The sequence below is a fragment of the Streptomyces sp. NK15101 genome (assembly GCF_020400725.1).
Classification (GTDB): Bacteria; Actinomycetota; Actinomycetes; order Streptomycetales; family Streptomycetaceae; genus Streptomyces.
This window is the reverse complement of sequence record NZ_JAINVG010000034.1, coordinates 48159-69099: the sequence shown is the minus strand read 5'-3', so window position 1 is coordinate 69099 and position 20941 is coordinate 48159. Positions and strand designations below refer to the sequence as shown.

16 protein-coding genes are annotated in these 20941 nt (G+C 71.5%); 8 read left to right on the top strand and 8 right to left on the bottom strand.

Translation table 11 applies throughout. The features are described from left to right. Positions 1-31 precede the first annotated feature (31 nt). Positions 32-283: a helix-turn-helix domain-containing protein gene (locus K7G60_RS19645; RefSeq protein WP_225802243.1), complete on the top strand. Its 252-nt coding sequence runs from the start codon at positions 32-34 to the stop codon at positions 281-283. A gap of 8 nt (positions 284-291) precedes the next feature. Here K7G60_RS19645 and K7G60_RS19640 read toward each other — a convergent pair whose 3' ends face one another. Beyond that, positions 292-951 carry an NAD(P)-dependent oxidoreductase gene (locus tag K7G60_RS19640; protein ID WP_225802242.1) on the bottom strand — a complete coding sequence of 220 codons (660 nt, stop codon included), beginning with the start codon at positions 949-951 and terminating at the stop codon, positions 292-294. A 61-nt stretch (positions 952-1012) separates the two neighbouring features. Here K7G60_RS19640 and K7G60_RS19635 point away from each other — a divergent pair, with 61 nt between their 5' ends. The 7 genes from K7G60_RS19635 to K7G60_RS19605 all read left to right on the top strand — a co-directional run bounded on the left by K7G60_RS19635 (position 1013) and on the right by K7G60_RS19605 (position 8245). Then, entirely contained in the window at positions 1013-1414 is a 402-nt protein-coding gene (locus K7G60_RS19635) for a helix-turn-helix domain-containing protein (RefSeq protein WP_225802241.1), read from the top strand. Between the two features lie 48 nt (positions 1415-1462). Next, positions 1463-1843 carry a PPOX class F420-dependent oxidoreductase gene (locus K7G60_RS19630; protein ID WP_225802240.1) on the top strand — a complete coding sequence of 127 codons (381 nt, stop codon included), beginning with the start codon at positions 1463-1465 and terminating at the stop codon, positions 1841-1843. 109 nt (positions 1844-1952) lie between these two features. Then, positions 1953-3239: a UL36 very large tegument protein gene (locus K7G60_RS19625; protein WP_225802239.1), complete on the top strand. Its 1287-nt coding sequence runs from the start codon at positions 1953-1955 to the stop codon at positions 3237-3239. Positions 3240-3672: 433 nt separating this feature from the next. Then, positions 3673-4515 carry a nitrilase-related carbon-nitrogen hydrolase gene (locus tag K7G60_RS19620; protein WP_225802238.1) on the top strand — a complete coding sequence of 281 codons (843 nt, stop codon included), beginning with the start codon at positions 3673-3675 and terminating at the stop codon, positions 4513-4515. Further along, positions 4512-5795 (top strand): aspartate aminotransferase family protein, encoded by a 1284-nt coding sequence (locus K7G60_RS19615; protein WP_225802237.1) that lies wholly within the window; start codon positions 4512-4514, stop codon positions 5793-5795. Before K7G60_RS19620 ends, K7G60_RS19615 begins: the two co-directional genes overlap by 4 nt. A 19-nt stretch (positions 5796-5814) precedes the next feature. After that, positions 5815-7218, top strand: coding sequence for a dihydropyrimidinase (gene hydA, locus K7G60_RS19610; protein WP_225802236.1), 1404 nt, complete (start codon positions 5815-5817; stop codon positions 7216-7218). 10 nt (positions 7219-7228) lie between these two features. Beyond that, a complete protein-coding gene (locus tag K7G60_RS19605; RefSeq protein ID WP_225802235.1) occupies positions 7229-8245 on the top strand; it encodes a TIGR03842 family LLM class F420-dependent oxidoreductase in 1017 nt (338 codons plus the stop codon). Between the two features lie 15 nt (positions 8246-8260). Here K7G60_RS19605 and K7G60_RS19600 read toward each other — a convergent pair whose 3' ends face one another. The 7 genes from K7G60_RS19600 to K7G60_RS19570 all read right to left on the bottom strand — a co-directional run bounded on the left by K7G60_RS19600 (position 8261) and on the right by K7G60_RS19570 (position 20661). Then, on the bottom strand, positions 8261-9610 hold the full coding sequence (locus tag K7G60_RS19600; RefSeq protein WP_225802234.1) for a hypothetical protein: 1350 nt from the start codon (positions 9608-9610) through the stop codon (positions 8261-8263). A gap of 112 nt (positions 9611-9722) precedes the next feature. Further along, positions 9723-11099 carry a cell wall metabolism sensor histidine kinase WalK gene (locus K7G60_RS39185; RefSeq protein WP_225802233.1) on the bottom strand — a complete coding sequence of 459 codons (1377 nt, stop codon included), beginning with the start codon at positions 11097-11099 and terminating at the stop codon, positions 9723-9725. 6 nt (positions 11100-11105) lie between these two features. After that, positions 11106-11783: a response regulator transcription factor gene (locus tag K7G60_RS19590; protein WP_225802232.1), complete on the bottom strand. Its 678-nt coding sequence runs from the start codon at positions 11781-11783 to the stop codon at positions 11106-11108. A gap of 97 nt (positions 11784-11880) precedes the next feature. After that, a complete protein-coding gene (locus tag K7G60_RS19585) occupies positions 11881-12810 on the bottom strand; it encodes a hypothetical protein (RefSeq protein ID WP_225802231.1) in 930 nt (309 codons plus the stop codon). 71 nt (positions 12811-12881) lie between these two features. Continuing rightward, the gene (locus K7G60_RS19580) at positions 12882-16049 is read right to left on the bottom strand and encodes an efflux RND transporter permease subunit (protein WP_225802230.1); all 3168 of its coding nucleotides are present in this window, start codon (positions 16047-16049) and stop codon (positions 12882-12884) included. Continuing rightward, positions 16049-19717, bottom strand: a complete 3669-nt coding sequence (locus K7G60_RS19575; RefSeq protein WP_225802229.1) for an efflux RND transporter permease subunit — start codon at positions 19715-19717, stop codon at positions 16049-16051. The genes K7G60_RS19580 and K7G60_RS19575 overlap by 1 nt, the downstream gene beginning before the upstream one ends. Positions 19718-20139: 422 nt before the next feature. Beyond that, the gene (locus K7G60_RS19570) at positions 20140-20661 is read right to left on the bottom strand and encodes an SMI1/KNR4 family protein (RefSeq protein ID WP_225802228.1); all 522 of its coding nucleotides are present in this window, start codon (positions 20659-20661) and stop codon (positions 20140-20142) included. Positions 20662-20941 lie beyond the last annotated feature (280 nt).

Here is a 20941-nt window from a genome sequence, read left to right as displayed (position 1 = left end):
CAATTACTATACCGGTATTAGAATGGTCGGCATGGTGCGCACACCCCTGACCCCCGAAGAGCGCGAGCGCGGCGAGCGCCTGGGCCTGCTCCTGCGCGAGGCGCGCGGCGAGCGGTCCATGGTGGAGATCGCCGCGGCCGCCGGTCTCTCCGCCGAGACCCTCCGCAAGATCGAGACCGGCCGCGCCCCGACCCCGGCCTTCTTCACCGTCGCGGCCCTGGCCGGGGTCCTCGGCCTCTCCATGGACGAGCTGGTGGCGCACTGCGCCCCCGCCCCCGTCTGACCGGTCTCTCAGACGGAGACGGCCAGCTGCACCCGGCTGTGGTTCGGGCGCTCGATCTCGTCCAGGAGGGCGAGTGCCAGATCGGCGTGGGAGATACGGCCGGGGCCGTCGATCACCGTGCCCACCGCCGTCCGGTAGCCGCCCGTCCGCTCCGCCTCCGCGTCCAGGTCGATCCCCGGAACCACCATCAGCCAGTCGAGCCCGGGCCCGGCCTCCGTCGTGAGCAGCTCGAACTCGGCCACGTGCCCCTGGGAGAACGTCCGGTACCGCTCCGGGAAGTCGGGCGCGTCCATGAGTCGCACCCCGGGAGCGGTCTCCAGGGTCGTGGCGATCCCCAGGGTGAGCAGCCGCCCGACGCCCGCCTCGGTGAGGCCGGCGACCAGTGCCTTCGCCGTGGCCGTGAAGAAGTCCACCGAGGGCACGTCGAGACGGACCGCCGCGTTCACCGCCGCGTCGTGGCCCGCCGCGAGCGCCGCCACCGAGGCCGCGTCCGTCGCGTCCCCCCGCACGAGCGCGACTCCCGCGCCCTCCAGGTCGCCGTGCGCGGCCGGGTCGCGGACCACGGCCGTCACCCGGTGGCCCCGGGCCACCGCCTCGGCGACGGCCGCCCGGCCGACGCGCCCGCCGGCCCCGAAGACGATGATGTTCCTGCTGGTGTCGTTGTCCATGGCCGGACCGTAGAACGGGCACCCCTGGTTACTTCAACGGTACTGGGCTAGCGTCGACGGCATGATCGAGAAGCCCTCCCCGGAGCCGCTGAGTCCCTCGCTCTTCCGCGATCCCGACTGCGGCGCGCACGCCCAGCCCATCCGCGTCGGCGGAGGCAAGTGGACGCCGATGGTGCTGCGTTGCCTGGAGGACGGGACGCCCCGCCGTTTCTCCGAACTCCGCGTCCCCCTGCACTGGATCACCCCCAAGGTCCTCACCGAGACCCTCCGCTCCATGGAGCGCGACGGCTTCCTCACCCGTACCGTCCACGACGAGAACCCGCCGCGCGTCGAGTACGCCCTCACCGGCCTCGGCCGGTCCCTCCTCGCCCCGCTCGACACGGCGTGCGACTGGGCGCGCACCCACGCCCCCGAGATCACCGAGGCCCGCGCCGCCTACGAGCGGGCGGGCTCCGTGGCGTAGGGGCATCCGCGTACGTCTCGGACGCCCCGCCCGCCTAGGCTGCCGGGCATGATGCCCGAAGAGCTGCGGCGCGGCCGCTACGTCAGCCTGACAACCTTCCGGAAGAACGGCACGGGGGTCGCGACACCCGTCTGGTACGCGGTGGAGGGCTCCGAGCTGTACGTGTGGACCCGCTCCGACTCCTGGAAGGTCAAGCGCCTGCGCAACGACCCACGGGTCGAGGTCGCCGTCTGCGACCTGCGTGGCAACATCGCCGAGGGCGCCGAGCGGTTCGCCGGTACGGGACGCCTCGTGGAGGGGGAGGAGCTGCGCCGGATCCGGCGCCTGCTCTCGCGCAAGTACACCTGGCAGTACTGGCTGACCGACGTGCCGGCCATGATCGTCCGGCTCGGCAAGCGCCCGCACACCGGGATCGTCGTGACGTTCTGACCCCCGCACATCCGGATGAAAACAGTCCGTAGTCGTCCCGTAACACGACTGCGGTCCAATACCCGCGGACCGGAAGGTTCCAGTCGACTGCGGGGCAGGTGCGTGACGCATGACGGTGTATCAACTCCCGGCGGAGGTTGCCGCGTTCACGCGCTGGCTGGCCGAGCTCACCGGCCGCGCGCGGCCGGAGGGCGGCTGGTACGAGGTCTTCGCCGCCCGCGACCCGGAAGGCCTGCGCGCCTGCCTCGACGGCGCCGACATCCTGCCGTGGGACGTCGTCGAATCCCTCCTCCAGGACGTCGGCGAAGCCCCCGGAGGGCCCTTCGCCGCCCGGGGCCGGGTCCTGCGCGCGGCGGCCGCGGACGCCCACGACGGCCGCCCCGGCGGAGCGGAGGCGCTCGCGGAGCGCAGGGACCTCATGGAGGCCGAACGCCGGTACGCCGAGACCCGGAGCCGTGAACTCGCCGAGCGGCTGCGCGGCACCCCGGACCCGGCCGAGGCCGCGCGCCTGGAGCACGACCTCGCCTGGAGCCGCGACGACCACGCCAGGGCGGCGGCCCGCGTCGCCGAGCTGACGGCCCGCCTCGCCCGACTGGAGCGGGGAGGGGTGACGGGCGCGGGGGCCGGTGCCGGACCGGGTGCGGCGGTGACGGCCGGGGCGCCGACGGGTGCCGTGAAGCACGCCAGGCGGCGCCCCCGGGGCGCCCGGTACGCCTGGCTGGAGGAGGGCGCCGAGACGGCGGTCGAGGAGCCGGCGCCACTGCCCGCGCTCCCGGTCGGGGGAGCGGCGCCCCGCGGAGCCCGTTTCGGGGGTGCCGCCGAATCCGCCGCCCCCGTGGCCGAGGCTCCCGCCGTGGACCCGGCCGAGGCCGACCGCGCCGCGGCCAACGCCGTCTACGCCCTCCGGCGCCTCCGTGCGCAGGGTCGCAGCGGCGAGGCGCACGTCCTGCTCTGCGAAGCGCTCGGCGGACCGCCTGCCCGGCTGCCCGCCCTCGCGGCGCAGCTGCACCGGGCGGGGCTCGGTGCCGACTGGTCCACCCTGCTGTGGGAGGCGGCCTCACTGCCGCCCGCGCGGCTCGCCGCCGTCGCGGGCGCGCTCGCCGACGCGGGGCGGACGGCCGACTGCGAGCAGCTGCTCCGGCAGGGCGTGGCCCGCCCGGTCGAGGAACTCGCCTCCGCGTGCGCCGCGCTGCACGCGGAGGCCCACCACCGCGAGGCGCACGCCCTGCTCGCCGCGTTCGTCCGGGTCAGGGCCCCCGAGGACGCGGCCCGGCTCGCGGGCGTGGATCCGCACGGGCTCGTCCCCCAACTGATCGCCGCGGCCCGCGAGGTGTCCGCGTCCCGGGAGCGCGAACTGCTCCACGCCCTGCGGGTGGCGGGCCTGGCGGGAGCGTGACGGCCGACGTCACGCCGCTCGCCGGGCCGGCCGGGCCCGCGCGGCCCGCGCGGGCGCGAGGGGTCCCGCGGGTGCGCCGTTCCTGACGCGGCTGCCTGCCGGCGGGTCCGGTCGCGGACGGTCCGTCCGTCGGCGTCCGGTCGCCGTCGGCGTCCGCCGGCAGCGCGCCGGCCGGCAGCCGGGGCAGGTCCCCCGCCTCGCCGAGGGAGGGCGGACGGAGCACCCGGTCCTGATCATCGCCGGGGCGCTATCCGTACGGGTCCGTACGTGTCGGTACGTGTCCGACGTGGACCACTCGGGTATGAAACATGATCGACCCGGCCGCTTCACGGCGGCGGTCTTGCTCCGGGGTGTGACGGGGCTTACGTTCTCCTCCTACGCATCGCGTCTACGTGCGTAGAGGCTCTCTGACGCCGTGCCGAAGGAGCAGCTCATGACCGACGTCGTACGCGCCGCACTCGTCCAGGCCACCTGGACCGGCGACACCGAATCCATGATCGCCAAACACGAGGAGCACGCCCGCGAGGCAGCCCGGCAGGGCGCCAAGGTGATCGGCTTCCAAGAGGTCTTCAACGCGCCCTACTTCTGCCAGGTCCAGGAGCCCGAGCACTACCGCTGGGCCGAGCCCGTCCCCGACGGGCCCACCGTCCGGAGGATGCAGGACCTCGCCCGCGAGACCGGCATGGTGGTCGTCGTCCCCGTCTTCGAGGTCGAGGGCGAGGGCTTCTACTACAACACCGCCGCCGTGATCGACGCCGACGGCAGCTACCTCGGCAAGTACCGCAAGCATCACATCCCCCAGGTCAAGGGCTTCTGGGAGAAGTACTACTTCCGCCCGGGCAACGCCGGCTGGCCGGTCTTCGACACCGCCGTCGGACGGGTCGGGGTCTACATCTGCTACGACCGGCACTTCCCGGAGGGCTGGCGCCAACTCGGCCTCAACGGAGCGCAGTTGGTCTACAACCCCTCGGCCACCCACCGCGGGCTCTCCTCCTACCTCTGGCAGCTGGAGCAGCCCGCGGCCGCCGTCGCCAACGAGTACTTCGTCGCCGCCATCAACCGGGTCGGCATCGAGGAGTACGGCGACAACGACTTCTACGGAACGAGCTACTTCGTCGACCCGCGCGGCCAGTTCGTCGGCGACGTCGCCTCCGACAAGGAGGAGGAACTCGTCGTCCGCGACCTCGACTTCGGCCTCATCGAGCAGGTCCGGCAGCAGTGGGCCTTCTACCGGGACCGCCGCCCCGACGCGTACGACGGGCTGGTGCAGCCGTGAGCAGCCTGTACGACCGGCACAAGGCCGTCATCCCCGACTGGATCGCCCTCTACTACCGCGACCCCATCGAGATCACCCACGGCGAGGGCCGCCACGTCTGGGACGCCGAAGGGCGCAAGTACCTCGACTTCTTCGGCGGCATCCTCACCACCATGACGGCCCACGCCCTGCCCGAGGTCACCAAGGCCGTCACCGAGCAGGCCGGGCGGATCATCCACTCCTCGACGCTCTACCTCAACCGCCCCATGGTGGAGCTCGCCGAGCGGGTCGCCGGCCTCTCCGGCATCCCCGACGCCCGCGTCTTCTTCACCACCTCCGGCACCGAGGCCAACGACGCGGCCCTGCTCCTCGCCACCACGTACCGCCGCTCGAACCAGATCCTGGCGATGCGCAACAGCTACCACGGCCGCTCCTTCTCCACCATCGGCGTCACCGGCAACCGCGCCTGGTCGCCCACCGGCCTCTCGCCGCTCCAGACCCTGTACGTGCACGGCGGCGTCCGCGGCCGCGGTCCGTACGCCGGCCTCACCGACGAGCGGTTCATCGAGGCGTGCGTCGCCGACCTGGAGGACATGCTCGGCCAGACCCGCGCGGGCGTGGCCGCCCTCATCGCCGAACCCGTCCAGGGCGTCGGCGGCTTCACCTCCCCGCCCGACGGCCTCTACGCCGCCTTCCGCCGCGTCCTCGACCGGCACGGCATCCTCTGGATCTCCGACGAGGTGCAGACCGGCTGGGGCCGCACCGGCGACCACTTCTGGGGCTGGCAGGCCCACGGCCAGGCCGGGCCGCCCGACATCCTCACCTTCGCCAAGGGCATCGGCAACGGCATGTCCGTCGGCGGCGTCGTCGCCCGCGCCGAGATCATGAACTGCCTCGACGCCAACTCGATCTCCACCTTCGGCGGATCGCCGATCACCATGGCCGCCGGCCTCGCCAACCTCTCCTACCTCCTGGAGCACGACCTCCAGGGCAACGCCCGCCGCGTCGGCGGCCTCCTCATCGAGCGCGTCCGGGCTGCGGCGGCCGGAGTCGCGGCCGTACGGGAGGTCCGCGGCCGCGGCCTGATGATCGGCATCGAGCTCACCGAACCGGGCACCGACCGGGCGAACCCGGACGCGGCCGGCGCCGTCCTGGAGGCCGCCCGCGAGAACGGCCTGCTCATCGGCAAGGGCGGCGGACACGACACCAGCACGCTGCGCATCGCCCCGCCGCTCTCGCTCACCGTCGCCGAGGCCGAGGAAGGCGCCGCGATCCTCGAACAGGCCCTCAGGTCCCTCTAGTTGGCAGGGGAGAAGTCCCGTGAGCACCCGCACCCTCATCCGCGGCGGTCTCGTCGTCACCGCCGCCGACGAAATCCACGCCGACGTGCTGATCGAGGACGGCCGCGTCGTCGCCCTCGCCGCCCACGGCTCGGACACGGCGGCCGGCTGGACCGCCGACCGGACCATCGACGCCACCGACCGCTACGTGCTGCCCGGCGGCGTCGACGCCCACACCCACATGGAGCTGCCCTTCGGCGGCACCTTCGCCTCCGACACCTTCGAGACCGGCACCCGCGCCGCCGCCTGGGGCGGCACCACCACCATCGTCGACTTCGCCGTGCAGAGCGTCGGCCAGAGCCTGCGCGAAGGACTCGACGCCTGGTACGCCAAGGCCGACGGCAACTGCGCGATCGACTACGCCTTCCACATGATCCTCTCCGACGTGAACGAGCACACGCTCAAGGAGATGGACAAGCTCATCCAGGAGGGCATCACCTCCTTCAAGCTCTTCATGGCCTACCCGGGCGTCTTCTACAGCGACGACGGCCGGATCCTGCGCGCCATGCAGCGCTCCGCCGACAACGGCGGACTGATCATGATGCACGCCGAGAACGGCATCGCGATCGACGTCCTCGTCGAGCAGGCGCTCGCCCGCGGCGAGACCGACCCGCGCTACCACGGAGAGGTCCGCAAGGCCCTCCTGGAGGCGGAGGCCACCCACCGGGCGATCCAGCTCGCCCGGGTCGCGGGGGCCCCGCTCTACGTCGTCCACGTCTCCGCCGAGGAGGCCGTCGCCGAGATCGCCGTCGCCCGCGACAAGGGACTGCCCGTCTTCGGTGAGACCTGCCCGCAGTACCTGTTCCTGTCCACGGACAACCTCGCGGAGCCGGGCTTCGAGGGTGCCAAGTACGTGTGCAGCACCCCGCTGCGGCCCAAGGAGCACCAGGCGGCCCTGTGGCGGGGACTGCGGACGAACGACCTCCAGGTGGTCTCCACCGACCACTGCCCCTTCTGCTTCGTCGGGCAGAAGGAGCTGGGCCGCGGCGACTTCTCCAGGATCCCCAACGGTCTGCCGGGGGTGGAGAACCGCATGGACCTCCTCCACCAGGCCGTCGTCGACGGGCACATCAGCCGCCGCCGCTGGATCGAGATCGCCTGCGCCACCCCGGCCCGGATGTTCGGCCTCTACCCGCAGAAGGGCACGATCGCGCCCGGAGCCGACGCGGACATCGTCGTCTACGACCCGCACGCGACCCAGGTCCTGTCGGCCGAGACGCACCACATGAACGTCGACTACTCGGCGTACGAGGGGAAGACGATCACCGGCCAGGTGGAGACGGTCCTCTCGCGCGGCGAACCCGTCATCGAGCACCGGAAGTTCACCGGGCGCGCCGGCCACGGCGTCTTCACCCCGCGCGCCACCTGTCAGTACCTGAACTAGGAGAACGACGTTGGACTTCGGACTCGTCCTGCAGACCGACCCGCCCGCCTCGCAGGTCGTGGGCCTGATGCGCCGGGCGGAGCGCAACGGCTTCCGCTACGGCTGGACCTTCGACTCCGCCGTGCTCTGGCAGGAGCCCTTCGTCATCTACAGCCAGATCCTCGCCAACACCACCAAGCTCCACGTCGGCACGATGGTGACGAACCCGGGGACGCGGACCTGGGAGGTCACCGCCTCCACCTTCGCCACCCTCAACGACATGTACGGCAACCGGACCGTGTGCGGCATCGGCCGCGGCGACTCCGCCATGCGCGTCGCCGGCCGCAAGCCCAACACCCTGGCCCGCCTCGGCGAGGCGATCGAGGTCATCCGCGACCTGGCGGAAGGGCGGGAGGCTCGGGTCGACGGCAACCCGATCCGGATCCCGTGGGTGAAGAACGGCAGGCTGCCGGTGTGGATGGCGGCGTACGGGCCCAAGGCGCTGGCCCTGGCCGGGCAGAAGGCCGACGGCTTCATCCTCCAGCTCGCCGACCCCTTCCTCACCGAGTGGATGGTCAAGGCCGTCCGGCAGGCCGCCACCGACGCCGGCCGCGACCCCGACGCCCTCACCATCTGCGTCGCCGCCCCGGCGTACGTGACCGCCGACGACTCCCCGGAGGCCCTGGCCCACGCCCGGGACCAGTGCCGCTGGTTCGGCGGCATGGTCGGCAACCACGTCGCCGACCTGGTGGAGAAGTACGGCGAGCACTCCTCCGTGGTCCCCGAGGAACTCACCGCGTACATCAAGAACCGGCACGGCTACGACTACAGCCACCACGGACGCGCCGGGAACCCCGACACCGAGTTCGTCCCCGACGAGATCGTGGACCGCTTCTGCCTCCTGGGCCCCGCCGAGGCCCACATCGAGAAGCTGAAGCACCTGCGTGAGCTGGGCGTCCACCAGTTCGCCGTCTACGACATGCACGACAACCGCGAGGGCACCATCGACGCGTACGGCTCCGACGTCATCCCCGCGATCAACGCGTAGTCCGGGGCCTTCGCACTACAGGGCGGACGTGAGCCGGGACGTCGCCTGCTGGGCGGCCGACGCGTCCTTGCGGTCGGCCGCGTCCCGCAAGGCCTTCAGGGAGGCGTCGATCCGGGCCGCCCGGTCGGGTTCCGTGTCGTGCCGGACGCGCTCCCAGGTGAGTTCGAGGCCGGTCACGTCACCGGCGATCGCGCCCGTGTCCCGGGCGGCGCCGTCCAGCGCCGACTGGCGTGCCCACAGCTCCATCCGGGCCGCCTCGACGGTCGCGAGCGGTTCGTAGCGCAGGTGCAGGTCGAGGTCGTTCTGGGCGACCCGGAGCACGGCACCGCGGACGAGCGCGGCATCGCGCGCCTTGACGGCCGCGCCGAGCGAGTCGAGGTCCCGGTCCATCTGGGAGGCGAGCAGCCGGGGCACGCGGTCGGAGGCCCGGTACGCGTCCCAGGCGGCGCGCGCCTTCGTCACGGTCGCGTCGGTCGCCTCGGTGTGCGCCGCGCGGACCGCCGCCGAGAGGGCCGCGAGCCCGGCGGGCAAGGGGCCCGGGGTGACGTCCGTCGGTACGGCCAGTGTGATCGCCTCCAGGTCGGGGCCGGGCTCGTCTATGGTGAGCTCGCCGTATCCGGGGGCGATGACCTTGTTCTCGCGCGTGCCGTCCAGGTTGGTCTCGGTCGTGGTCATCGCGCCCTCGACGGGTCCGTACGGCCCGGGGACCGTCTGCCCGACGGCCTTGACGGTGACCTCCTCGAAGACCTTGCCCGGGATGTTCTCCGGCCGGTACACGTCACCGGCCTTCGGCTCCTCGGGCATGATCATCGCGGCCGGTCCGTCCCTCCCGGCCTGCCAGGTGCCGCCGGTGTTCGCGACCACGCCGTTCTCGTAGTTGAAGACGTCCTCGCCGAGGTACCAGACCGATCCGTCGTCGGCCTGCGCGAACCAGTCGTGCGCGACCTCCAGGACCCGCCCGTCCGAGAAGGACATGAACTGGATCGTGCGCGCCCGGACCCGCTCGCCGTTCACGGTGACGGTCTTGATGTCGGGCAGCAGCGTGAGCTCGGTGCGGAAGGACTTCCCGTCGACCTGACCGTCGTAGATCACCTGCTGGATCTCCGAACTGGCGTGGAGCGGATTGGTGATGTCGGTCGGCCGGCCGAACACCGGCGTGCCCCGGTCGACCCGGTCCCGCTCCGGGGCGAGCGGCAGGCACTCGTCGGTCTCCTTGCCGTCCTCCTCCACGATCCGCACGCAGTCGGTGGCCGTCGAGGGGGGCCCGCCCGCGGCTCCGCCGAGGGCACCGGCGGTGCCGGCGCCGGTCGCGAGGGTCGCGGCCAGGGCCGCGCTCACCGCGGCCGCCGGGTATCTGTTCCTCATGGCTGCCTCCTCGGCCGTACTGCCTCCTCCGCTGTGATGCCGAGGCTTCCACCCGGGTGCTGAAGGGAGCCTGAACGGAGCTGAACCGGTCTTCAGGAGCGGCGGCCCGGTCTCAGCCCTCCGGGTCCGGCGGGAGCACCACCTCGAAGCGGGCCCCGCCCAGCCGCCCCTCGGCCACCGTGGCCGTGCCGCCGTGCGCCGCGACCAGTTCGGCGACGATGGCGAGCCCGAGTCCACTGCCGGTGGCGTCGCCCGCGTCGCCCCCGCCGGACGGCCGGCGTGACCGCGCCTCGTCGAGGCGTACGAAACGTTCGAAGACCCGCTCGCGGTCCCCCGGCGGCACGCCCGGACCGTCGTCCTCCACGCCCAGTACCACCCGGCCGTCCGGCTGCTCGGCGAGGTCGAAGGCGACCTCGGAGCGGGCGTGCCTGGCCGCGTTGTCGCCCAGGTTGCGCACCACCCTGCCCAGGCCCTGCGGATCCGCCCGCCGCCGCGCCGCCGACACCCCGGCCGTGCCGATCCGCAGCCCGGGCGCCGCCCGGCGCAGCCGGCGCACCTCCTCCAGGACCAGGTCGTCCAGGTCCACCGGCCGCAGCCGGGGGCGCAGCGCCTCCTCGTCGGCACGGGCGAGCAGCAACAGGTCGTCGACCAGCCGCTGGATCCGCAGGTCCTCGTCCAGCACGGTCCTGGCCAACCGCTCACCCGTCGCCGGGTCCGTCAGCCGGTCGGGGTGGGCGAGCGCGACCTCGGCGTGCTGGCGGATGGACGCCACCGGGGAACGCAGTTCGTGCGAGGCGTCGGAGATGAACCGGCGCTGGGCCCTCTGCGCCCGTTCGAGCCTGTCCAGCATGCGGTTCATGGTGGCGGCGAGACGTGCGATCTCGTCGCGGCCGGGAGGGAGCGGCACCCTGCGGTGCAGCTCCGCCGCCGAGATCGCCTCCACCTCCGACCTGATGGCCGCCACGGGCGCCAGCGCCCGCCCGACCGCCATCCAGGTCGCGCCGGCCACCACGAGCATCAGCAGCGGCAGCCCCGTGAGCAGCAGCCGGGTGACGATCCGGATCGACTCGTCGACCGCGAACAGCGTCTGCCCCACCAGTACGGTCCGGTCCCCGCCGGGTCCTTCGGCGGTCACCGCCACCACCAGGAACCGGTCCTCGTCCAGGGGCGTGGTGAGGGTGAACTCGGAGCCCCGGCGCGGATCGGCCAGGGCCGGCAGCTCCTCGGCGTTCGGGCTGCCGGCGACCACGTCTCCCCGGGCGTCCAGGACCTGGACGAACTGTTCCCCCTGCCCGCTCACGGTCAGCGAGGGCACCCCGCGCCCCGACTCGATGACGGCCGCCACCTGCTCGGCCCGGTCCTGCACGCCCTGCCGTACGTCGGCGGTCAGTTCGGCCCGCAGGAGCGCGATCAGGGCCACCGCTCCCGCGACCAGGCCCGTCGCCACGACGAGGACGGCCGCCACGGCCGACCAGAACCGCACGCCCACGGCCGCTCACCCCCCGTCGGGGACCAGGCGGTAGCCGTAGCCCCGTACGGTCTCGATGGACGCCCGGCCGAAGGGCCGGTCCAGCTTGTTCCGGAGGTGCCGGACGTAGACCTCGACGATGTTGGGGTCGCCCTCGAAGGCGTCGTCCCAGACGTGCGCGAGGATCTCGTGCTTGGACACGGTCTCGCCGCGCCGGCGCAGGAGGAACTCGAGGAGGGCCAGCTCGCGGGCGGTCAGCTCGACCCGCACCCCGCCCCGCGACACCTCCTTGGCCGCCGGGTCGAGCCGGAGGTCGCCGGCGGTGAGGGCGGCGGGCCGCACGCGCGGTTCGCGGCGCAGCAGCGCACGCAGCCGGGCCAGCAGCACGGCGTACGAGAAGGGCTTCGTCAGGTAGTCGTCGGCGCCGGTGTCGAGTCCCTCCACCTCGTCCCACTCGCCCTCCTTGGCGGTGAGCATGAGGATCGGGGTCCAGATCCCCTCGGCGCGCAGGGCGGCGCAGAGGCGGTAGCCGTTCAGGCCGGGGAGCATGATGTCGAGGACGATCGCGTCGTACGCGTGCTCGCGCGCCCGCCACAGGCCCTCCGTGCCGTCCAGGGCGACGTCGACGGCGAAGCCCTCCGCCTCCAGGCCGTTGCGGAGCCCCTCGGCGAAGCGCTCCTCGTCGTCCACGATCAGAACCCGCATGCCCCGATTGTGACCCGCGTCACCCGGAGCGGAGCCGAAGGGCGCGCGCGGCCCCGGCGGAGAGGCCCCGGCGCCGTACGCGGGGGCCCGCACCGTGCTACGGCAGGACCGGCAGCACGCTCGCGCGCGCGGGCTTCGCGGGCGGGGTGGTGCCGTACACGTCCGGGCTGATCTCGTAGCCGCGCGCGTCCTGTTCCAGCACCTCCTCGCGGACGGCCGCGAGCTCCTCGCGGCCGAGTCGGGTGAACTCGGTCAGGGACAGCGTCTCCGGGTTCTCCTCGCCCACGGGCTCCACCTTGATGTTGCCCACGTGGGGCGCGTAGGACTTCAGCTGGTGGCCGCCCTCGGGGTCGAGGGGCGCGAACTCGTCCGTCACGAGGACGTTCTCGAAGCAGCCGGCCTCGACGCAGACGCTCTGGCCGGTCTGGACCACCGTGGCGCAGTCCAGGAAGTCGATCTCCGGTGCCAGGCCCTCGGTGTAGGTGGGGGTGCCCACCCGCGGCCTGGCGAGCATGGCGATGCCCGCCTTGGCGCCCTCCACGCCGGAGATCCAGGTGTCGGGCGCGCCGGTCAGCCGGCCGTTCTCGTAGATCTCCGGGTACTCGCCGAGGCGCCAGACCGTACCGCGCCTGTCCTGGGCGAAGAACGCCAGCTCCGACTCCTGGATCTCGTCGCCGTTGAAGTCCTGGTCGAACACCACCACGGTGCGCACGCCGTCGATGACCTTGGTCAGGTCGGTCACCGTCGTCACCACGGTGTGGTCCTCACCGGCGACGTCGCCGGTGAGGACCAACCGGGTTCCGGGCTTCAGGGGAAGGAACTTGTTGTTCACCTTCGGGCGGGCGGGGAACGTGTACGGACGAAGGGCGGGCGGGTTTCCACAGCCGTTCTGAGCGCTCGGTCCGCTCTTCGCCGGGGCGGCGGAGGGCACCTTGGGGGCGTCGGTGGCCGACGCGCCGGGGGCCAGCAGCAGCGCGGCGACGATCGGGCTCAGCAGGACAGCGGACGCGCGGAGGCGGCGGGGCATTCGGCTTGATCCTCTCGGTGGAGCCAGGGTGGGGCTCCACCGGGAGGCGGCGGCCCCGTCCGCCGCCTGCCTCAGTGCGTGGCGGCCGCCTCATCCTGCGGCCGGTGCCGTCGGAAGCCCTTGCCGAAACGCAGGTACAAGGACGGCACGACGAGCAAATTCAGCAGAGTGGACGTAACCAGACCGCCCACGATGACCACGGCGAGCGGGTACTCGATCTCGTGGCCCGGCCGGTTGCCGAGGAAGACCAGTGGCAGCACCGCGAGTCCGGTCGCCAGGGAGGTCATCAGGATGGGGGACAGCCGTTCCCGCGCACCGCGCAGCACCAGGGCGGGCCCGAAGGCCATGCCCTCGTGCTCCTCCAGGTGCTGGTAGTGGTTGATCAGCAGGATGCCGTTGCGTGCGGCGATGCCGAACACGGTGAAGAAGCCGACCAGGGAACCCAGCGAGATGTTCCCGCCGGCGATCCAGACCGCGAGGACACCGCCGACCAGGGCCATGGGCAGGGTGAGGAAGGACAGCACCGCGAGCCGCCAGCTGCGGAAGGAGACCTGCAGCAGCACGAGAACCGCCAGTCCCGCGAAGATCGCGCTGTAGAACAGGACCCGCTGGGCGGCCTGCCGCTCCTCGTGCTCCCCGAGCAGCTCCGCGTGGTAGCCGCGGGGGAAGTCCGTGGAGGCGATCGCCTTCTCGACGTCCGCGACGACGGCGCTGAAGGAGCGTCCGGAGACGGTGGCGTCCACGTCGAGGCGACGCGAACCGTTCTCGCGTGCGATCAGGTTCGGCACGGGCTGGACGGTCACCTCGGCGACGTCACCGAGTCGCACCGTGGTGCCGGAGGGCGTGTCGATCGGGAGCCGGCTGATGGCCGCCACGTTGCTGCGCGTCTCGGGGGTGCTCCACACCACCGTGTCGTAGGCCCTGCCGCCGCGGAAGATGTCTCCGACCTCCTCGCCGGCCACGAGGGTGGACGCGGCGCGGCGCACGTCACCGGGCTTCAGCTGGTACTTCGCCGCCTTGGCGACGTCGACCTCCACCTGGACCTGCGGGATGTCGAGCTGCAGGTCGGTGTGGACGTCGCCGGTGCCGGCGATCTTGCCGATCTTCTCCTGGAGTTCCAGGCCCTTCTCGCGCAGGATCTTCTGGTCCTGGCCGAAGAGACGGACGACGATCGGCGACTTGGAGCCGGTGAGCACCTCGTCGACGCGCTCGTTGAGGTACGTCTGGACGTCGTGCTCCACGCCGGAGTAGCGCGCCACGGTCTCCTTGACCTTCTTGAGGGTCTTGTCGTAGTCGGCCTTGGGATCGATGCTGATCCAGCCCTCGCCGAAGTTGACCCCGACGACCTCGTCGCCCAGGAACGCCTGCCCGGTGTGGGCCCCGAAGACGTTGCGCACGCCGGGGATGGCCCGCACCTCACGGCTCAGCTGGAAGGTCATGCGCTGCTGTTCCTGTACGGACGTGCCGGGCGTGGTGATGAAGTGCATCAGGAAGTCCCGCTCCTTGAAGGAGGGCATCAGGGACTGGCCGAGCTGCGGCACCACGAGGGCCGCGACGACCGCGAGCACACCCGACACCAGGTAGGCGTTGCTCGGCCGCCTGACGATGCGCCGGAGGCCCGACGTGTAGCCGTTCTGCAGCCACCGCAGCAGTGGGGACTGCCGGCGTTCGACCTTGGCCTTGCGCAGCATGATCAGGCACAGGGCGGGGGTCACGGTCAGGGCCACGACCATGGAGGCGACGATGGCCAGCGTGTAGGAGACGGCGAGCGGCCGGAAGAACGAGCCCGCCAGCCCCTGGAGCAGGAACACCGGCACCGTGGCCGCGACGATGATCATCGTCGCGTAGACGATCGGGCTCCGGACCTCCAGCGAGGCGTTCAGGACGACCTTCGCCACCGACGTCCCACCGCCGGTTCTCCGGTGCTCGCGCAGGCGTCTGAGGACGTTCTCGACGTCGATGATCGCGTCGTCCACGACGGCGCCCAGTGCGATCACGAGGCCGGCGAGGGCCATCGTGTTGATGGTGGCCCCGCGCCAGTGGAGCACCAGCACGGTCGCCATGAGGGACAGCGGGATCGTCAGCAGGCTGATCAGCGCGACGCGCCACTCGTAGAGGAAGGCCGCGAGGACCACGACGACCATCACGAAGCCGAGCACCAGGGCCTGGGTCAGATTGTCGATCGCGGTGTGGATGAAGTCCTGCTGCCGGAAGATGGTCGTGTCGAACGTGATGTCGGGCAGGCCGGGTTGCAGGGAGTCGATCGCCTCCTGCACGTTCTTGGTGATCTCCGGGGTGTCGCCCCAGGGCAGCTTCTCGACGATCAGCAGCAGACCGGGACCGCCGCCGACGACGCCGTCGCCGATGAGGGGCTGGTGGTCCTCCTTCACCTGGGCCACGTCCCCGAGCCGGACGGTGCGGTTGTCCTCGGTGCGCACCGGGACCTTGGAGAGGTCGGTGGGCGTCACGATCGGCAGGACGTGCCGGATGCCGAGGCGCTGCTCGGGGGTCTCGACCCAGCCGCCGGTGCCGATGACCGAACCGGTGGTGAACCTGAGCAGACCGGAGTCGACCGACTCGCCGGTGGCCTCCATGACGTGGTCGAGACTGACCTTCTGGGCCTGCATCTTGACCGGGTCCACCTGCACGGTCATCATCTTCAGCCGCTCGCCGAAGATGCTCACGTTGGCGACGCCGGGCACCCGCAGCAGGCGGGCCCTGACCTCCCAGTACGCCGTCATGGACATGGACATCAGGGACGCGTCCGAGTGATCCGCCGACGACATCCCGATCTTCATGACACGGCTGGTCGCCGAGACGGGCGGCATGATCACCGGAGGGGCCGCCCAGGTCGGCAGGTTGGGCGACACCTGCGCCACCCGTTCCTGGACCTCCTGCCGTGCCTTGAAGAGGTCGGTTCCCTCGTGGAAGATCAGCTGGACCGACGAGAGCTGCGAGACGGACTTGGAGCGCAGGTCGTTGAGTCCGTCGAGCCCGTTGAGGGACTGCTCGAGCGGGACGGTGACCAGGGACTCCACGTCGGCCGTGGACAGGCCGAGGCAGGCCGTCTGGATCTCGACCCGCGGCGGCGCGAACTCGGGGAAGACGTCCACCCGCGTCTGGGGCAGCGACGCCACGCCGACGACCATCATGATCGCGGCCGCGGCCACCACGAGGTAGCGGAATCGCATGCTGGAACTGACGATCCAGCGCATCAGAGTGCGGCGTTCCTCGGCCATCAGTGCTCGCCGTCCGTCTCGTACTCGATGCCCAGCAGTTCGGCGGCCCCGACCGTCACCACGGGGGTGCCCGTCGCGATGCCGGACTTCACGACGGCGTGGTCCTCACCGAACTGCCCCAGTTCGACGGGGGTCCGGAGGTACACGTGGGGCTCCGGGTTGGTGAAGGCGAAGGTCTCGCCCTCCGGGTCGTAGACCACTGCGCTCAGCGGGATGAGCGTCTGCGGCGGCCCTGCGCCGTCCAGCGGCGCCTGCCGCAGCGGCTCCGTCGTGAGGTGGATCCGTTCGACCACGTCCTCGGCCAGCGTCAGACGGGGGATCTTCCCTTCCGCGACGTCCTCGATCTGGGCGGGAAGATTGTCGGTGTGCTCGGCGGCCGAGGCCGAGGAGGGGTTCGAGTCGGCGCAGGCCGACAGGCCCGCTCCACCGGCGAGCAGCAGCCCCGCGGCCGACAGGCCGGCGGCCCACCGGCGCCTGGTGCGACGCCGGCCGGGCCCGCTGCGGGGCGCTTCTCGCCGTTCCGCCCTGCCGTCGTCCGCGGCTGCCGCGCCCGGGGCGTGGCCGGCCGTCGACAGTCCCGGCTCGGGGCCGGTGCGACGCTGCTTGAGGCCGCCGGGGGCGGAGAAGAAGCGGATGTAGAGGGCGGGCACGATGAACAGCGTCACGAGGGTCGAGGTGACCAGTCCGCCGAGCACGACGACGGCCAGCGGGTGCAGCACCTCCATGCCCTCGACGGTCCCGAGGAAGACCGCGGGCAGCACCGCGACGGCCGTGGCCAGTGCGGTCAGCAGGACCGGGCCGACCCGGTCGCGCGTGACGTCGACGACGTGCTGCGGGTCGACGGTTCCGTCCTGGCGCGGCTCGGTCTCCTGGTAGCCGCGGACGAGCAGCACCAGGTTGCGCACGGCGATGCCCACCACGACCAGGAAGCCGCCGAGTGCGCCGATCGACGTGACGCCGTCGACGGCGAACGCGGTCAGCACACCGCCCACGCCGGCCAGCGGCAGGGCGAGGAGGACGAGCGTCGCCGCCCGCCAGCTGCTGAAGGCGGCCTGCAGGAGGAGGAAGGCGACGAGTAGCGCGGCGGCCACGAGCCCCGCGATGCGCAGGTCCTGGCTCTGCTGGTGCGCGACGTCGCTCTGCACCTCGACGTGGTACTCGTACGGCATCGGCATGGCCTGGACGCGGTTCCTGACGTCGTCGAGGACGGTGTTCAGGTCGCGCCCGCTGACGTCGGCGACGACGTCGATGCTGCGCGAGGTGGCGTCGTGCTCGATGACCGTCGGGTACGGGGTGACACGGACGGTGGCGACGTCGCCGAGGCGCACGGGGGTGCCGCTCGGCGTGTCGATCAGGAGGTCCTGGACCTTCTGCGGAGCGGAGCGGGTCTCGGGCGAGCCCCACACCACGACGTCGAAGACCTTCTGCTCCTCGTAGAGGCTGCCCACCGGCAGGCCGGAGAAGTAGGTGGCGGCCGTACGGCGGACGTCACCGGGCTTGATCCCGTGGCTCTGGGCCGCCGCGAGGTCGACCTTGACCTCGAGGGTCGGCTCCTCGACCGTGTCCGGGACCTGCGGCCGGACGACTCCGGGGATCTGCGACAGGGCCTTGCTCACCTGCTCGGCCTGTTGCCGCAGCACACCCAGGTCGTCGCCGTAGACGCGGACCACGACGGGCGCGCCGTTGCCGTTCTCGGCCCGGACCTCGTTCAGCCGTGCCTGCGGGTACGTCACCACTTCGCTGTCGAGGCCGGTCTGGTCGTTCATGGTGCGGTCGATCGCGGCGACGGTCTTGCCGTAGTCGGCCGAGCTCTTGAGGTTGACCCAGAACTCACCGGAGTTGACGTTGACGACCTGGTCGGACTCCCTGGCGCGGCCCACGTGGGCTCCCACGCTCTCGACGCCCGGCAGGGCGCGCAGTTCGTCGGCCGCCGCCTGGCCGAGGCGGTTCATCTCCGGCAGCGACGTGCCGGGTGCCGCCTCCACGCGGATCAGCAGCTCACGCTGGTGCAGGGCCGGGACGGGGGACGCCCCGTCGAGCTGCGGCCACGCCGCGAAGCCCGCGCCGACCAGCACGGCGACCGCGGCCAGCGCCAGGCCCGGCCGGAGCAGGGTCTTGGGACTGATCCGGTCGAAGCCGCGGTGGAGCCGACCGAGCAGCGGGTTGCGGCGGTGTCCGAGCCTGGCGCGCGCGAGCAGCATGGCGGCCAGCACGGGGGTGAGGGTCAGGGCGACGACGGTGGAGGCGACCACCGCGAGCACGTAGGACAGGGCGAGCGGTCGTGCGAACGCTCCGCCCACTCCGCTCAGGAAGACGACGGGCACCACGGCCAGCAGCAGGATCAACGTGGCGAAGAAGGCGGGCCGCCGCACCGCCGCCGTGGCGTCGACCACGACGTCGGCCACCGAGCGGTGTTCGTCGGATCCCCGGCCCTCCTGCCGGAACTGCCGCTGGATGCGGTCGAACCCGATGACGATGTCGTCGATGATGGCGCCGAGAGCGATCGTCAGCCCGGCCAGGACCATCATGTTGAAGCTCGAACCGCGCAGGTAGAGCACCCACAGGGCGGCGATCTCCGCCATCGTGATCGACACGAGGCTGATCAGGGCGACGCGCCAGGAGAGGAAGTACAGGCCGAGCAGCACCGAGACGGCGGGCACGGCGATGAGCACCCACAGGCCCACGTTGTCGAGTGCCGAGTCGACGAAGGACGCCGGCCGGTACACGTCGGTGTCGACGGTGATGCCGGACAGTCCGGGCTGGAGTGCCGTCATCGCCTTTTCGATGTCGTGGGTGACGTCACCGGTGTTGGCACCGGGGAACTTCTCGATCACCAGCATGATGCCGGGGCCGTTGCCCAGCATCACGTCGCCGATGAGGGGCTGGTGGTCCTCCACCACGGTGGCCACGTCACCGATGCGCAGCTTCTTGGCCTCGGTGTCCTCCACGGCCACGGAAGCCAGGTCCTGTGCCTTGGCGATGGGCAGCACGTGCTGGATCGACAGCCGCTGGCTCGGGGTGTCGATGAACCCGCCGGTGCCCGGTGTCGAAGCCTCCACGAAGGTCAGCGGCGACACCCACAGCGCGTTGCCCGTGGTGCGGACCACCTGGTCCAGAGAGACGCCCCGGCTGCGCAGCTGCTCCGGGTCGACCTGGACCTGCAGCTGCCGGTCCCGCTCGCCCCAGATGACCACGTTCGCCACGCCGGGGATGCCCATCAGGCGCGGCTTGATGCTCCACCGCGCGAGGACGGACATGTCGATGCGGGAGACCTCCTTCGAGGAGAGCCCGATCATCATCACCCGGCTTGTCGACGACAGCGGCTGGATCATCACCGGCGGCTTGCCCACCTGCGGCAGGCCGCCCACCTGGATCAGGCGTTCCTGGACGGCCTGCCGGGCCTTCTGCTCGTTCGTGCCCGGTTCGAACACCAGGTCGACGGAGGACAGGCCGGGGGCCGACTCGGAGGTGATCTCGTCGAGCCAGGCCACGCCGTTCAGCAGGTCCTGTTCCAGCGGGACGGTGATGAGCTGCTCGACCTCGGCGGCGGAGAGACCCGGCGCCTCGGTCTGGATCTGCACCTGCGTCGGGGCGAACTCCGGGAAGACGTCCGTCGACGCCGCCCGCGGGAGCTGGAAGAAGCCCAGGGCCATCACGGCCGCTGCCACACCGAGGATCAGGTTCCGGAACGTAAGACTGAGAGAGAGGATTCTGTGGACCACGGCAGGGTCCTGCCTTCCGGAGCGACTGTGCGTTCCGCCGCACCGCTTCCGGGGCCTCTTCGCAGGGCCTGGTGAGAGTACGGGATCACGCACCGGGCGGACGGCGCACGGGGGCGCCCGCACGGGGTCGTCCGTCCTGCTGCGGCATCAGTCGCCGGCTTCGACCGGCGATGGAGAGGATTCCTGGCCACCGCCCTTTCCGCGCGATCGCGGGAAAGGGGCGGGCCGACCTCATATTCATGTCCGGTAAGAGCTGTAAACCGACGGAGCTGTCAGCCATGCCCGTAGTCGATAGATACGTTGTAAATGTAGCCAGTAGGTAAAACCCCTGTCAACGGATCGGCCGGATGAGGATTAGGGATCAAGAATCAGGGAAGGGCCTCGCAGGACGGGCCGTCGGGTGCGCGGTCGCGGGAGCACAGGGTCACGTCCCTCCCCTTGAGGTAGGCCAGCAGCCACTCGCCGAACGTCATCTCGTAGAAGGTCCAGGAAGGACTGTCCATCTCCTGGACCAGGACGCGCCAGCGCGACGAGGATTCCCCGGGGACGCCGAGGAAGACCGTCTCGCCCGTCGTGGCCGTCGCCACCGGCAGCAATTCACCGGGACCCGCCCCCGCCCGGCTCGGCAGGAACTCGGCCATGTCCTCCTCGCGCCAGAACTCGATCTCCTCCCTGACGAAGCTTCCCAGGTCGTGCAGAAGATGGGTGGCGGGGTGTTTCAGATACAACTGCCCGTTGACCGAGACCGAACCGTAGGCGTCCGTGATCTCGCGGAGGTCCGCGGGAAACGCGACGCCGAGTTCCTGCTCCAGTTCGGTCCACGGCGCGGGGTCCGGCCAGTTGAACCGTGGTTCACCCAACAGGGCTTTTATTTTCGAGAGATCTGCCACCGCTGTGCCCCTTCTGACGAGTCGAGCCGATGCCGGCCTCGGAGGAACTGTTCATCACAGAACAGGCCCTCCGTCAAGTGACCGCCCCATCAGGACATTTCGCGTGCCGGCTTGTGAAGGTTGAACGCGTGTCGCCGGACTTGTCGTACGCCCGGCCGGCGTGGATTCCGATGGTGTGTGACCCGGGCCGAATTCACGTCGATCGAAAGCGCGGCCATCTCCACCACGAAGAACCGGCGGAAACGGCAAGGCCGGAAGAGCCGGCGAAGCGGGAAGAGCC

Bases quoted from the DNA above. Each gene is read 5' to 3' on its own strand.
- K7G60_RS19645 (WP_225802243.1), top strand. From the start codon at position 32: ATGGTGCGCACACCCCTGACCCCCGAAGAGCGCGAGCGCGGCGAGCGC.
- K7G60_RS19640 (WP_225802242.1), bottom strand. From the start codon at position 951: ATGGACAACGACACCAGCAGGAACATCATCGTCTTCGGGGCCGGCGGG.
- K7G60_RS19635 (WP_225802241.1), top strand. From the start codon at position 1,013: ATGATCGAGAAGCCCTCCCCGGAGCCGCTGAGTCCCTCGCTCTTCCGC.
- K7G60_RS19630 (WP_225802240.1), top strand. From the start codon at position 1,463: ATGATGCCCGAAGAGCTGCGGCGCGGCCGCTACGTCAGCCTGACAACC.
- K7G60_RS19625 (WP_225802239.1), top strand. From the start codon at position 1,953: ATGACGGTGTATCAACTCCCGGCGGAGGTTGCCGCGTTCACGCGCTGG.
- K7G60_RS19620 (WP_225802238.1), top strand. From the start codon at position 3,673: ATGACCGACGTCGTACGCGCCGCACTCGTCCAGGCCACCTGGACCGGC.
- K7G60_RS19600 (WP_225802234.1), bottom strand. From the start codon at position 9,610: ATGAGGAACAGATACCCGGCGGCCGCGGTGAGCGCGGCCCTGGCCGCG.
- K7G60_RS19590 (WP_225802232.1), bottom strand. From the start codon at position 11,783: ATGCGGGTTCTGATCGTGGACGACGAGGAGCGCTTCGCCGAGGGGCTC.
- K7G60_RS19585 (WP_225802231.1), bottom strand. From the start codon at position 12,810: ATGCCCCGCCGCCTCCGCGCGTCCGCTGTCCTGCTGAGCCCGATCGTC.
- K7G60_RS19580 (WP_225802230.1), bottom strand. From the start codon at position 16,049: ATGGCCGAGGAACGCCGCACTCTGATGCGCTGGATCGTCAGTTCCAGC.